13 protein-coding genes are annotated in these 13,580 nt (G+C 69.8%); 6 read left to right on the top strand and 7 right to left on the bottom strand.

The window, feature by feature from the left end:
• Positions 1–4: 4 nt before the first annotated feature.
• Complete coding sequence (locus ACQP2T_RS62555) at positions 5–1,036, bottom strand: ABC transporter substrate-binding protein (RefSeq protein WP_433514026.1); 1,032 nt, start codon at positions 1,034–1,036, stop codon at positions 5–7.
• A 105-nt stretch (positions 1,037–1,141) separates the two neighbouring features.
• On the opposite strand from ACQP2T_RS62555, the gene ACQP2T_RS62550 reads away from it, so the two are divergent.
• Positions 1,142–1,870 carry an SAM-dependent methyltransferase gene (locus ACQP2T_RS62550; protein WP_433514025.1) on the top strand — a complete coding sequence of 243 codons (729 nt, stop codon included), beginning with the start codon at positions 1,142–1,144 and terminating at the stop codon, positions 1,868–1,870.
• 55 nt (positions 1,871–1,925) lie between these two features.
• Here the strand turns inward: ACQP2T_RS62550 and ACQP2T_RS62545 are convergent, their stop codons facing one another.
• Positions 1,926–3,293 carry an LCP family protein gene (locus ACQP2T_RS62545; protein WP_433514024.1) on the bottom strand — a complete coding sequence of 456 codons (1,368 nt, stop codon included), beginning with the start codon at positions 3,291–3,293 and terminating at the stop codon, positions 1,926–1,928.
• Between the two features lie 126 nt (positions 3,294–3,419).
• Here ACQP2T_RS62545 and ACQP2T_RS62540 point away from each other — a divergent pair, with 126 nt between their 5' ends.
• Complete coding sequence (locus ACQP2T_RS62540) at positions 3,420–4,298, top strand: class I SAM-dependent methyltransferase (RefSeq protein ID WP_433514023.1); 879 nt, start codon at positions 3,420–3,422, stop codon at positions 4,296–4,298.
• On the opposite strand, the gene ACQP2T_RS62535 is transcribed toward ACQP2T_RS62540, so the two are convergent.
• The 4 genes from ACQP2T_RS62535 to ACQP2T_RS62520 all read right to left on the bottom strand — a co-directional run bounded on the left by ACQP2T_RS62535 (position 4,253) and on the right by ACQP2T_RS62520 (position 8,361).
• Positions 4,253–5,137, bottom strand: coding sequence for an NAD-dependent epimerase/dehydratase family protein (locus tag ACQP2T_RS62535; RefSeq protein ID WP_433514022.1), 885 nt, complete (start codon positions 5,135–5,137; stop codon positions 4,253–4,255). The two genes, ACQP2T_RS62540 and ACQP2T_RS62535, sit on opposite strands and share 46 nt — an antisense overlap.
• A 30-nt stretch (positions 5,138–5,167) precedes the next feature.
• Complete coding sequence (locus ACQP2T_RS62530) at positions 5,168–6,295, bottom strand: cytochrome P450 (RefSeq protein WP_433514021.1); 1,128 nt, start codon at positions 6,293–6,295, stop codon at positions 5,168–5,170.
• Positions 6,292–7,242, bottom strand: a complete 951-nt coding sequence (locus ACQP2T_RS62525) for a 3-oxoacyl-ACP synthase III family protein (RefSeq protein ID WP_433514020.1) — start codon at positions 7,240–7,242, stop codon at positions 6,292–6,294. Before ACQP2T_RS62525 ends, ACQP2T_RS62530 begins: the two co-directional genes overlap by 4 nt.
• 138 nt (positions 7,243–7,380) lie before the next feature.
• Entirely contained in the window at positions 7,381–8,361 is a 981-nt protein-coding gene (locus ACQP2T_RS62520) for a polyprenyl synthetase family protein (RefSeq protein WP_433514019.1), read from the bottom strand.
• A gap of 278 nt (positions 8,362–8,639) precedes the next feature.
• Here ACQP2T_RS62520 and ACQP2T_RS62515 point away from each other — a divergent pair, with 278 nt between their 5' ends.
• The 4 genes from ACQP2T_RS62515 (at position 8,640) to ACQP2T_RS62500 (ending at position 12,572) form a co-directional block, all read left to right on the top strand.
• Positions 8,640–9,794: a hypothetical protein gene (locus tag ACQP2T_RS62515; RefSeq protein WP_433514018.1), complete on the top strand. Its 1,155-nt coding sequence runs from the start codon at positions 8,640–8,642 to the stop codon at positions 9,792–9,794.
• A gap of 368 nt (positions 9,795–10,162) precedes the next feature.
• Positions 10,163–11,116: a serine hydrolase domain-containing protein gene (locus ACQP2T_RS62510; protein WP_433514017.1), complete on the top strand. Its 954-nt coding sequence runs from the start codon at positions 10,163–10,165 to the stop codon at positions 11,114–11,116.
• A gap of 57 nt (positions 11,117–11,173) precedes the next feature.
• Positions 11,174–12,025, top strand: coding sequence for an alpha/beta fold hydrolase (locus ACQP2T_RS62505; protein WP_433514016.1), 852 nt, complete (start codon positions 11,174–11,176; stop codon positions 12,023–12,025).
• Entirely contained in the window at positions 12,018–12,572 is a 555-nt protein-coding gene (locus ACQP2T_RS62500) for a TetR/AcrR family transcriptional regulator (RefSeq protein ID WP_433514015.1), read from the top strand. The genes ACQP2T_RS62505 and ACQP2T_RS62500 overlap by 8 nt, the downstream gene beginning before the upstream one ends.
• Here the strand turns inward: ACQP2T_RS62500 and ACQP2T_RS62495 are convergent.
• Positions 12,569–13,528: a quinone oxidoreductase family protein gene (locus ACQP2T_RS62495; protein ID WP_433514014.1), complete on the bottom strand. Its 960-nt coding sequence runs from the start codon at positions 13,526–13,528 to the stop codon at positions 12,569–12,571. The genes ACQP2T_RS62500 and ACQP2T_RS62495 overlap by 4 nt on opposite strands.
• Between the last annotated feature and the right edge of the window lie 52 nt (positions 13,529–13,580).

Raw genomic sequence — 13,580 nt, 5'->3', positions numbered from 1 at the left:
TGCGTCACCTGTCCGAAATCGACTGCTGACCCTGCGCGGCCAGCACCTCGTTGAGTGGCTTCAGGTTGTAGATGCCGTTCAGGTCCACCGGCTTGAGCAGCCCGACCTTGACGGCGTGGTCCGCGCTGCCGGTGAGGGAGGAGGCGATGGGGTCGTTCGTGAACGTGATGTTCTTGAACGCGCTCTGCAGCACCTCGGGCTTGAGCGGCTTCTGGGTGAGCTTCTCGATCGCGGCGTTGACGGTCTGCGCGGCCGCGGCGGGGTCGTCGTTGAGGTACTTCGTGGCCTCGACGTGTGCCTCGAGCAGCTTCTTGAGCAGGTCGGGGTTGGCCTTGGCCCAGTCCTGGCGGACGATGAGGTGGGTGATCACGAACTGCTTGTTCGGCCAGAGGTCGCGCTCGTCCTGAAGGATCTTGCCCTTGCTCTCGATGACCAGGCGGCTGGCGAACGGCTCGGGCACCCAGGCGCCGTCGATGTCACCGGTCGCGAACGTCTGCAGCGTCTGCGCGTTCTCCTGGGGCACGATGTGGACGTCGCCGCCGCCCTTGGTGTCGGTCTTGAGCCCCTTGCTCTCCAGCCAGTAGCGCAGCGCGACGTCCTGCGTGTTGCCGAGCTGCGGCGTGGCGATCTTCTTGCCCTTGAGGTCCGCGGCCGAGTTGATCCCGGGCTTGACGACCAGGTACACACCGCCGGACGCGGCGCCCGCGACGATGTTGATGGCCTTGCCCTTGGACTTCTCCCAGGCGTTGATCGCCGGATTCGGGCCGATGTAGGTGGCGTCGACGGCGCCGGAGAAGACCGCCTCGATCGCGGCCGGGCCGGCGTTGAACGTGCTGGTCTTCACCGGTACGCCGAGGTGCTTGGCGTAGAAGCCCTTCTCGACGCCGACCAGGGCGGTGGCGTGGGTGATGTTCGGGAAGTAGCCGAGGCGCAGTTCCTTCGCCGCGCCGCTGGGAGAGGCGCTGCTCCCGCAGGCCGCCACGAGCGCGGTGAGTGCGGTTGCGGCCAGAGCGGCTAGCACCCTGCGAGCGTTCATGCCCTACTCCCTATTTCCTACTTAATAAGTCGGCTATGTGCATATGAAACTCTCCAAATCCCGACACGTCAAGTTGGTATAGGGGGATAACTAGGATCTGTCCGTATGGAGAGACAACTGATCAGCCATATCGCGCACGCCGACCACCCGATCGCCTCCCCGATCAGCGAGGCGAACCTGATCCGCTTGCTGCGCCGGGCAAAGCTGCCGAACGGCGCGCGGATCCTGGACCTGGGGTGCGGTGCGGCGGTCTGGAGTGTTCGGCTTCTTGAGCTGTACGGCGACGCCACCGCCGACGGTGTGGACCTGGCCGACGCGGGCTTCGCCGACGCCCGCCGGATGGCGGCGGAGGCCGGGGTGGCGGACCGGCTGACCCTGCATCATGGCTCCGCGACCGCCTTTGCCGCAGCTGAGCCGTACGACCTGGTGCTGTGCGTCGGTGCCACGCACGCGTTCGGCGGGCTGACGCCGTCGATGGAGGCGATCGGCGGCCTGCTCGCTCCCGGCGGGCTGGCGCTGGTGGGTGAGGGGTTCTGGGAGCGGCCGCCGGGTCGGGAGATCGAGGCGGAGATCGGCGAGTACGCGGACCTGCCGGGCACCGTGGCACAGGCCGAGTCGGCCGGATTTCACACCGTGTACGCCCACGTCAGCGAGCGGGGCGAGTGGTACGACTACGAGTGGTCGTGGACCGGGACGCTCATCGACTGGGCGCTGCGCCATCCCGGCGACGACGGTGACGCCGCGATGGCCGCGGCGCTGGAGCACCGGAAGATGTGGCTCGACGGATACCGTGACCTGCTCGGGTTTGTGACGCTGCTGCTCAGGCGCGGCTGATGCCGGACGCGCCTGATGGCACGCGCCTGAGCGGCAGGTGGCTGACGGCGGGTCGCTAACGGCAGGCCGAGTCGAGGGTGATCGGGTTCTCGGGGTTCGCCGTCTGCGGGGCGGCCTGTGGGTGCTGGGTGGGCGAGCTCTGCTCGGACAGGGCCTGGGAGACCTTGTGCCTGATCAGGGTCCAGTCGGGATAGACGGTGTCGATCAGCGGCGGTACGAAGTTCAGGCTCCTGATCTTGTGGTCCTTCACCTTCTGCGCCAGGTCCACCAGGTCGGGCAGGACGTTCTGCGGGATGTCGGTGGAGATCGCACGCTTCGTCGCCGCGGCCAGCTTCTCGAAACTGTTCAGCACGGTCACCGGGTCGGCCTGCTTGGCGACGGCGTTGAGCAGGCATTTCTGGCGGCCCATGCGCACGTAGTCGTCGCTGTCCGTACGCGAGCGGCCGAACCAGAGCGCTTCCTGACCCGAGAGCTTGCGGGTGCCGGGGCTCAGCAGGCCCTCGCGGTACTTGCCGTAGACGATCGGGTACTTGATGGTGACCGTCACGCCGCCCATCGCATCGATGATCTGCGCGAAGCCCCTCATGTCGACCAGGGCGTAATAGGTGACGGGGATGCCGAGGATCTCGCTGATCGTCTTCTTGAGCAGGGCCGGGCCGCGCTGCCCCTTGCGTACGCCCGGCTCCATCTCGGGATAGTCCTCGGCGTACTGGAAGACCTCGTTGAGCAGGCCCGGAGTGTCGGGGCCCGCGCCGGTGAAGCCGTCAGGGAAGCGGTCCCTGGGCGGGCCTTCCGGCAGGCGTACCCGCTGCAGGTTGCGTGGCAGGCCGAGCAGGGTCGTCGCTCCGGTGGCGACGTCGACGCTGGCCACGGTGATGCTGTCGGTACGCACACCGGGACGGCCGGGGGCGGCGTCGCCGCCGAGGAGCAGGAGGTTGATCCGCCTCGCGCCGTTCCACGGGTCCTGCGACACGATGGGGGAGACGTTGGCGGTGAACAGGGTGTTGACCACGTCCCGCGACACGTAGGCCACGCGGGCCGCGTACACGGCCGGGGCCAGGATGAGCCCGCACAGGGCGATGGTCAGGACGGTGGTCACCGCGCGGCCCACGCGGTTCGCGGGCGCCGGACGTACGAGCAGGTACGACCAGATGATCACGCCCGTCCAGACGACCCCGAGCGTGGCCACCATGATGGTGAGAGCGGTGAGCCAGGCGGGCTGGACGGCCAGCGAGAGCAGTCTGCTGCTGAACACGGTGAGCACGGTGAGGATCGACGCGAGCATCAGCACGTACGTCACCATGAGGGCGAAGCCGGTCTTCCGGCGGTCGGCGGCCAGGTGGGCCACTCCCCACAACAAGGCTGAGGCCAGGGTGAGCGCGATGCTGAAGCCGAGGCCGAACCCGCGTGTTCTGACTGTCATCCCTGGTCAACCCCTCGTTCTACGAACTATGGGCAAGGTTAGTAACGGTTTGGAGGCGGGCGATTTGGTGAAAAGGCAGTGTCGCGGCAAGTTTCGGTGAAGTCCATCTTGAGATATAACGTGTGTGTGAGACGTGGTAGCTATGGATTCGACGCACCATGGGCCCTCGCCGGACTCTTCTTCGGGGCGGTGGCGCAGCTGGCCCTGGTAGCGGTCTCGTTCGCCTTCGACGTACCGGCGGCCGGGATCGCGTTCCTGCTCGGCGCGCTCTACACGCTGGCCAGCGCGGGGAGTTACCTCTACACGACCCGGCGGGGGAAGTTCGTCGTGTGGGGCGAGGAGCTCGGCCGGATCGAGGGGAACGAGCAGGTGCTCGACCTCGGCTGCGGGCGTGGGATGGTGCTGCTGCTCGCGGCCCAGCGGCTGCGCGGCGGCCGGGCCACCGGCATCGACCTGTGGAGCGGCAAGGACCAGTCGGGCAACGCCGAGAGCGTCACCAGGGCCAACGCCGAGGCCGAAGGGGTGTCGGAACGGGTCGATCTGGTCACGGGGGATATGCGCGAGTTGCCGTTCGAGGACGGGCGGTTCGACGTGATCGTGTCCAGCCTGGCCATTCACAACATCCCGACCGCCGAAGGCCGCGACCAGGCCGTCAAGGAGGCGCATCGGGTGCTGCGTCCGGGCGGGCTGATGCTGATCGCCGATTTCCAGCACACGTCGTCCTACGAGGACGTGCTGCGTGAGCTCGGCGTGGTCGACGTGCGCAGGCGCGACCTGGGGTGGCGGTTCTGGTACGGCGGGCCGTGGTTCAAGTCGGAGATGCTGGAGGCTCGCAAACCAGGTCCAAACGGTGGCGAGGCGCGCTCGGTCGGTGGCGAGGCGCGCTCGGCTGACGGTGAGTCTCGCTCAGCCGACGGCGAAGGCGCGGTGGTGTCGGCGGTGCCGGAGGTAGGGCGGGTTCACCAGGATGCGGCGCCGGTGAAAGACGTCGGCGACGGCGCGTAGCCCAGTCGCTCGCGGGCCGCGGTGATGTCCAGCGTGCGCTCGACGGCCAGGTGGCCGACGGCGTAGCGGGTCAGGCGCGGCTCTCGGGCGATCCGCTCGGAGATCGCGGCCAGGCCATGGGCCAGAGGCCGGGGCAGGTAGAGCGGGGTCGCGTCGATGCCTTTTTCTCTCAGTACGGCCCGGAGCGCGTCGTCCAGGACGACCGGCTCGGCGTCGGTCACGTTGTACGTCCCGAGCGGACCCGTGACGGCCAGTAGGCAGGCCATGGCGAGGTTGGACACCGACGTCAGGCTGACCCGCTGCCGCCCGTCGCCGACCGCGACCAGTCTGCGGCCTCTGACCGCCCGCAGCACTCGGGGGAGCAGCGTGGTGTCGCCCGGACCGTAGACGGCGTGCGGGCGAAGGATCACCGCCCGGCCCTCGACCAGGCGTTCGGCCGCCGCCTTGGACGCGCCGTAGGCGTTGACGTACCGGCTCACCGGGGCCTCGTGCTCGCGGGCCATGACCGTCGGCCGTCGCGGGTCGTACACGCTGGCCGTGCTGACGTGCACGAACCGGGCGTGTGGGAAGGCGGCCATGGCGTTGGCGGTCCCGGTGTGGTTGGCCCGCCAGATCCCGGCCGGCGGGCCCCAGTCGGTGACGCTCCCCGCGCAGTGGATCAGCACGTCGAGGTCCAGGTCCGGGCGCTCGTCGCCGGTCAGGTCCCACGTCTGGTACGTCGCTCCGGGGATCTCCGCAGGCTGGCGCCCGAAGCCGTACACCTGCCAGCCCCTGGCCACGGCCGCCCGGCAGACCGCGCCACCCACGAAACCGGACGCCCCGGTCACCCCGACCCTCATGCGGCCCCGACCCTCATACAACCCCGATCCTCATGCGGCCCTGATCAGCAGGTGCTTGTAGGTCGGGAGGAGCACGCCCCTGGCGGCCCGCCGCGCCACCACCTCGACCGGCCGGGCGAGCACGACCCCGGCCACCGCGCGGATCTCGGCCAGCGCCAGCGGGTAGCCGATGCAGAAGTGCGGCCCGGCGCCGAACCACAGGCGGCGCAGCTCGGGCGGGTGCGGGCGAGACGGGTCGAACGGGCCGTACGCGCGGGCGCAGTTGTGCGTCACGATCACCACGCGGTCACCGGGCCGGGCCAGGACCTTGCCCAGGCGTACGGGCTCGGCGACGGAACGCAGCATCACCGGCGTCGGCGTGGTGATCCGCATCGCCTCCTCGATCGCCAGATCCAGGTCGGCGCCGAAGGCGTCGTGGTCGTGCAGCAACGCGACCAGCCTGGGTACGAACGTGGCGACCGTCTCCGTCCCGGTGAGAAAGAACGCCCCGGCCGCCCCGCGGGCCTCCGCCGCCGACAGCCCGAGCTCGCGCATCCGGCCCATCACCGTGGCGGGATCCCCCGCGTCGTAGGCGGCCTGCGCTATATCGCCGATCCCGTCGAGCACCTCGCGGGCCACTGTGAGCTGGCGGGCGTTCAGTCCTCTGGTACGCAGCGAGACCATCGACACCACCCGCTCCCCATCGGCGAACAACCGCCTGGCCCTGGCCGCCGGCACCTCGCCGAGTCCGATCACCCGGCAGATCACGGCTCCGGCCAGCAGCCGCATCTCGTCCACCAGGTCGACCGTGTCGCCTTTCGCCAGGCGTACACGGAGATCGTCCAGCGGGCCGGCCAGCACGTCGGCGACCAGCGTGGCGACGGACGACGGCGTGAACAGCGGCGCCAGCTTGGCACGGAGCGCGGCGTGCGGCTCGCCCTCCATGTTGAGCAGCACCGACGGGCCGAGCACGGGCGTCCACAGGTCGCCGGGCGAGCCGGGGCCGTCCTTACGGAAGCGGCCGTCCATGAGCACGCGCCGGGCCATGGCCGCGTCGTTCACCACCACACCCAGACCCGGCACCCGCACCACCGGACCCAGGCGGGCCAGCAGACGCATCAGCGGGTAGGTGAAGGGGTGGGCGGCGAGGTAGAGCCGCGTCTCGTGGCGGCTGTTCACAGGTCCGCCAGCATGATGCCCAGGCTGATGCCGCCGCCGAGGCCGAGCAGCGCCACGCGGTCGCCCCTGCGGGCGTGGGCGAGTTGGAGCGGGAGTGTGACCGACGCACAGTTTCCGTGCTCGGGCAGCGTGATCACCAGCCGGTCCTCGGGGAGGTCGAGCGCCCGCGACAGTACGTCCAGGTACGGCAACGCCACCTGGTGCACCGCGATCACCGCGAAGTCGTCCCAGGTCAGGCCGGTGCGTTTGAGCGCGTTGAGGAAGAGGTCGGGGCCGACGAGCTGGAACGCCTCCTTCAGCCGGCGGCCGTCGCCGCGGAAGTAGGAGTAGTCCGGGTCGCGCGGATGCATGGACCCACCACCCGGAAGGGTGCCGATACCCCACGCCGTACTATCCGCCGAAAAATCGCGATAAAAGATGCCGCGGAGCGGGTCGGCCTCCACCAGCACCGCCGCGCCCGCGTCCGACAGCGTGTATCCCGCGAACGCGTCCACGAACTGCGCCCGATCCCGCACCCGCCAGCGGATCGCCCGCGACGGCGTCTCGCCCGAGCACACCAGCACCCTGCGGTACGACCCGGAGACGATCAGGCCCTCGGCCACCTGGATCCCGTTGAGCAGGCTGTTGCAGGCGTTCTTGACGTCGAACACCGGGCACGACAGGCCGAGCTTGGCGGCCACGATGTGCGCGGTCGCGGGCTCGACAAGGTCCTGCGAGGCCGAGGCGAAGATCAGCAGATCGACATCGGCCGCCAGCCCCTTGGCGGCCTCGACGGCCAGGTCCGAGGCCTGCTGATCGTCGGCGGCCACGTGGCGGCGCTCGATGCCGGTCATCCGCTCGATGATCCCGGTCGGCGGCCGGTAGCCCTCGATGCGTCGCTCGACCTCGTCGCTGGTCAGCGTGGCTGCGGGAAGGTACGTGGAGATCTGGGTGATGCGGGCCTTCATCTGCCGAAACCTAGCGGGTCGGCCTTGCAGAACGTTTGCGAGCCGTTCACCGGGCCTGTCAGCCGCGCTCGTCCGCCAGGCCCGTTCGCCGGGCGTCGCGGCGTGCCGGTGGGCGACCGCCAATCATTTCAATGAATCTCAATTAACGGTGGCCAGGAGAGTTATTTGCGAAACCTGCTCTATGTATGCCGTGGGCAAGGCGTACAGGATGCCGGCTGTTTCGGAATCGTGAATCACCGGCAGGGCGGCGAGCGCGTCGGCGGCCAGGCCGCGGCAGTATTCCAGAGTTTTGTCCACCATGCCGCCGGCGCGCAGGCGACGCAGAACTTCCGCCACCTGCTCCTCGGTCATATTCCTGCCCAGCAATTCCGACACGTCCTCGCCGGCCATCAACAGGGGCAGGCTGTAGACGCCCTGGCGCAGGTCGTTGCCCGCGGGTTTGCCGAGTTGCCGGCTGGAGGCGGTCAGGTCGAGCAGGTCGTCGAGCACCTGGAAGATCAGCCCGAACCGCTCGCCGTACGCCGCCATCCTGGCCCGGTCCTCCGGCGAGGCGCCCGCGCACACGGCGGCCACCAGGCACCCGGCCCGGAACAGCGCGGCGGTCTTACCGGTGACGGATCGCAGCGCGCTCTCCACGGTCCGGTGCGGGTCGAACAGGTCGGTGGTCTCCAGGTACTGGCCCTCCGCCAGCTCGACGACGGTCGCGGCCAGCACCTCGGCCACCGGTCTCGACACGGCCGTGATGGCCGCCAAACCCGCCCTGGCCAGCATGAAGTCGCCGATCACCAGGGCCTTGCCGTCGCCGAGCTCGGCGTTCAGCGTTCTGGTGCCGCGCCGCTCGGTGGCGTTGTCCATCAGATCGTCGTGTACGAGGGAACCGGCGTGAATCAACTCCACACACGCCGCGGCCGTGATCACCCGGCGGTCGGGCTGCTTGCCCAAGGCGATCGCCGTGGCCAAGGTCATGGCGGGGCGCAGTCGCTTCCCGCCGGCGCTGATGATCCGCCCGGCGCCCGCGTTGATGCCCGGCAGTGTGGACGATCCGCTGAGACGGCGGATCCTGGCTTCGACCTTGCGCAGTCCTTGGGCGATGGCGGGGGTGTTCAGCAGTCGTTCCATGGTCACCAGCCTGCTCCGCGGCGGCTGAGCCATCCCTGAGAAACGCTGAGGAAATTCTCAGCCGACTGCCCGAATTGCCGTCGATTACTCGTAAGTACGGTGACTTGGAGAAAGATCTGGGATCTAAAAGTAATTGCGGGAAATGGCAGATCGCCCCACTGGTTAAAATCCTCGAGTGTAAAGAAATCCAGATCGTTCTGGGAGATAGATGCTCCATTGTTGGGGGGTAAGCTCCAGCGGGCCGAAACAACAGCGCATCCATTTCTGGGGGACAGACCTTGTACAAGCACGCCATCACCGCTCTGGCTCTAACCGCCTCCGGCTTGCTGCTGGTTGCGGGGCCAGCGGCCGCCGACGACGAGTTCGACAGCGGTTTCACCAGCTCCCCGAGCAGTGCGATCGGGGCGCGGAACGACAAGGCAGAAGGCCACTTCTTCGCCACCGACTACTGGCACGGTGTCCAGGCCGGCACGTTCGACCTCAGCCGTTCCAGCCTGACCGGCGTCCGCACCGTCCCCACGACCGTCTCCACCGCGAACGCGGCCTGCCCCGCCAAGGTGAGCGTGGCCTGCCCCGACTCGGTGACCACGGTCCGGCCGTCCGCCACGAGCAGCACGCCCTGTGCCGCCGCGGTGACCACCGTCCGGCCCATCGCCACGACCGGCACGGCCTGCCCCGCCGCGGTGAGCAGCGTGACCACGGTTCGCCCGGTTCAGGTGACCACGGTCCGGCCCTCCGCCACGACCAGTTCGCCCTGCGCCGCCGCAGTGGCCACGGTCCGGCCGACCGCCACGAGCAGCACGGCCTGCCCTGCCGCGGTGACCACGGTCCAGCAGGCTCCGATCCAGCAGGCTCCGGCTCAGCCGGCCCCGGTTCAGCAGGCTCCGATCCCGCAGACCCCGGTCCAGCCGGCCCCGGTTCTGCAGGCCCCGGTTCGGCCGGTCGTGAGCGCGGCGTGCCCCGCCGTGGTGACCATGGCCTGCCCCTCCAGCACGACCACCGTCCGGCCCGCGAACGTGAGCACGACCTGGGCCGCCCACACGACGACCACCGTCCGCCCCGTCATCGTGGGCACGCTCTGGGCCGCTAACACGACCACCGTCCGTCCGGTGAACGTGAGCACGAGCTGGGCCGCCAACACGACGGCCACGGTCCGTCCCGCCGTCGTGGGTACGGCCTGGACCGCCAACGCGATCACGGTCCGCCCCTCCGTCGTGGGTACGGCCTGGGCTTCCGTGTCGACCGCGGTCCGGCCCACCGTCGCCATCGCCGTGAACACCGGCCGCGCCGAGGACTGCGCGCCGGCCCAGTCCGCCTCTCAGTCCACCGCCTGGAACGGCATCCGTACCGCCGGCTGGAGCGGTTGGATGGCATCGTCGGAGCGCGACTCGGCGCGCGGCTCCGAGCGCGCATGGGCGATCGCCACGAGGTAACTCCGCTGTGAGATGAGCACGGGCGCGGGTCCATCGTCCCTGGTGACGGTCCGACCCGCGACCCGACGCGACCGCTCCGGGCCTGACCTGACGCCCGGCGCGGTCGCGGCTCCCACTCTCTCGAGCCGTCTGCTCGCCGCTGAAGCGAGCAGACGGCTCGACTGCGTTCGAAGGCGCCTGGCAGCCTGGAACGATCACAGAGCGCCAAACTATGATCCGATCAAACTATGAAGCGATCATAGTTTCCGAGCCGCGAGCGGACGGCTCGTTGGGAGTGAGGTCCTGGGTGGTCTGGCACCCTGAGCGCGGTTGACTCTCACACGGTGTCAGGTCATAGACCGGGAAGTCCCAGCGAAGTGGAGGTCGTCATGGCATTGGCGGATCGGGTGGACGCTGTCCTGCAGGCGGGTAAGGCGCCGAATCTGCACGGGCTCGTGGTCGTCGAGAACGGGCAGATCATCCTCGAACGGTACGGCGCCGGCCAGGACTTCCAGCTCGGCGACTCTCTCGGGCACGTCACGTTCGGGCCGGACACGCTGCACGACGTCCGGTCCGTCAGCAAGAGCGTGGTCTCGCTCCTGTACGGCATCGCGCTGGCCGACAAGCTGGTGGCACCCCCGGAGGAGGGATTGCTCGCGCAATTCCCGGAATATCCGGATCTGGCCGATGATCCCCAGCGGGCCCGCCTCACCGTCGAGCACGCACTGACGATGACGCTCGGGCTGGAGTGGGACGAGAGCGTGCCGTACACCAGCACGGCCAACAGCGAGATCGCGATGGAGTACGCGCCCGACCGCTACCGCTTCGTGCTGGAGAGGCCCATCGTCGAGGAGCCGGGGCAGCGGCGGATCTACTGCGGCGGAGCGACGGCCCTGATCGGAGGGCTCATCGTCAAGGGGACCGGCCGGTCGCTGGCCGAGTTCGCCAGGAGCGCGCTGTTCGAGCCGCTGGGCATCGGCGAGTTCGAGTGGTCGCGAGGTGATGACGGGGCCGAGATGGCGGCGGCGGGACTGCGGCTGGCGCCGCGCGACCTGGCCGCCATCGGCACGATGCTGCTCGACGGCGGGCGTGGGATCGTGCCCCGGAGCTGGATCGAGGAGCTGTCGCGGCCCCGGGTGAAGATCGACGACAGGTCCCACTACAGCTACCAGTGGTACGTCGGCACCGGCGAGCCCTCCTCGATCGCCGCGTACGGCAACGGGGGTCAGGCGCTCCACGTGACCCCCGAGCGCGGGCTGGTCGTGGCCATCACGGCGGGCGAGTACGACCACGAACAGCTCAGCTCCGCGGCCGTGCTCGACGCGGTCCTCCAAGGGGCTTGACGCTTTTGGCTAAAGGCATTAGCTTTCTGGCTACAGAGCTTAGCCAAGGAGGGCGACATGACCGAGTTCCTGAAGCACGAGGGTGGACAACTCGCGTACGACGTGACGGGCGAGGGCCCGCTGGTCGTGCTGGCGCACGGCATGGGCGACGGCAGGCAGGCGTACCGCTTCCTGGTCCCGAAGCTCGTGGCAGCCGGATACCAGGTGGCGAACCTGGACATCCGCGGCCACGGAGAGTCGAGCACCGGCTGGGACTCCTACACGCGCGTCGACGTGGCGGGTGACATCCTGGCGCTCATCCGCCACCTGGGCGCCGGCCCCGCCGTCGTCGTGGGCCACTCGTTCTCCGGCGGGGCCGCCACCATCGCGGCGACCCGGGACAGCGGCCTGGTCAGCGCGGTCGTCGAGATCGACCCCTTCACCCGCGCGCAGAAGCTCGACCTGAAGGGCCTGCGGATCGCCCGCCACCGCAAGGGAATGACCCGGCTCCTCGGCGCCGCCATCCTGCGCAGTGTCGGGCTGTGGAAGAGCTACCTCGACGTGGCCTTCCCCGGCACCAGGCCGGCCGACCACGCCGAGTACATCGCCGCGCTCGAAGCCGACCTGCGCAGGCCGGGCCGGATGGCGGTCGTCGGCAAGATGGGCGCGTCCGCGCCCACCGACGCCGGCTCCGTGCTCCCGGACCTCCAGGTTCCCGCCCTGGTCGTCATGGGTACGCTCGACCCCGACTGGGCGAGCCCCGAGGCCGAGGCCCAGGGCATCGTCGCGGCCATGCCGCAGGGGCGCGGCACGGTCACGATGATCGAGGGCGCCGGGCACTACCCGCACGCGCAGTTCCCCGAGGAGGTCGCCACGGCCATGCTGTCTTTCCTTGAGCAGTCCTTCCTCAAGGAGAACGTCCGTGGCTAGGGCGGCGCTGTCCCCAGACGCGGTCGTCTCGCTCGCTGTCGCCATCGTCGACGAGGAGGGCCCCGCCGCGCTGACCCTGTCGGCGGTGGCGGCGCGGGCCGGCGTCGCCACCCCATCCCTGTACAAACACGTGCGTAACCTCGCCGAGCTGCGCGAACTCCTGTCCGTGCGGATACTGAACGAGATGGCGGAGCACGTGGGCGCGGCCGTGCTCGGCCGGTCCGGCGACGACGCGCTGCGGGCGCTGATGGAGGCCTGGCGCTCGTACGTCGCGCAATATCCCGGCCGCTACGCCGCGCTGATCCAGGTTCCGGACCCGGCGACGGCCAAGGCGGGCGCGCGTCTGATCGACATCCTGCTCGCGGCCCTCAGGGCGTACGGCCTGGAGGGCCCGGACGCGATCCACGCGGCGCGCTCCCTGCGCGCGGCCGCCCACGGCTTCTCGGTGCTGGAGGCGGCGGGCGCGTTCGGGCTTCCCGAGAAGCTCGACGACAGCTACGAGCTGCTGATCCACATGGTCATCTCGGGCCTCCACACCCCTCGCTAAGGGGTCAGGATCACTCTGCCCAGTGCGGTGCGGCTTTCGAGGCGGCGGTGCGCCTCGGCGGCGGACTCCAACGGCAGGGTGGCCTCGATGTACGCGCGGCTGCGCCCGTCGGCGACCCTGGCCAGCATCTCCGGGTAGCTGACGCCGAACACCCCGGCGCCCCACGCCGGCCCGCCGCACCCAATGACCGACACGCCGCGAGCGAGCAGATCGGCGGCGCTCACCGCGGCGGGTTCGCCGCTCAGCAGGCCGTAGCAGAGCATGCGCCCGGAGCCCGGCGTGAGGTGATCGAGCACCTGCCTGGCCGACGGCCCACCGATCGACTCGAAGACCACGTCCACGTCGGGCAACTGGTCGGGCCAGCCCGGCTCCCGGTGGTCGATGACCTCGTCGGCCCCCATCTGCCGGGCCCGCTCCCGTTTCGGCGCGGCGCCTGCGGTGGCGATCACCCGGCCCGCGCCGAACTCCTTGGCATGCCGCAGCAGGTACGTCCCCACGGCACTCGCCCCGGCCTCCACCAGTACCGTCTCCCCACCCTTGAGCCCGGCCCGGTGCAGCAGCCCCAGCGCGATGGCGCCCGGCGCGGCTGCGGCGACGGCGTCGACCGGCGACACGCCGTCGGGCACCGGGCAGATCAGCGACGCGGACACCGCCGCGTACTCGGCGTAGGAGCCGACTCCGCCGGTCACGCCGGCGACGGTGGTGCCCAGCAGGGCCTCATCGACTCCGGGCCCGACCTCGGTGACCACGCCGGCCACCTCGGCGCCGAACACCACGGGCAGCGGCACCGGCATCGGGAACGGCATCGTGCCCGCCCGCAGCTGGGTCTCCGCGTAGCTGACGCCGATGGCCTGCGTACGGATGACCAGCTGCCCTTCTCCCGCCTTCGGCTCCGGCCAGTCCTCGGCCTTGAGTACCTCGGGACCGCCCAGTTCGTGGACAACGATCGCGCGCATGGGACACACTCCTCGTAAGTGAACCTCTGGTCCAGTTAATATATGGACCGGC

This window comes from Nonomuraea sp. CA-143628, assembly GCF_050942315.1.
In the GTDB taxonomy this organism is placed as follows: Bacteria; Actinomycetota; Actinomycetes; order Streptosporangiales; family Streptosporangiaceae; genus Nonomuraea.
This window is presented reverse-complemented; position numbering and strand designations above follow the sequence as displayed.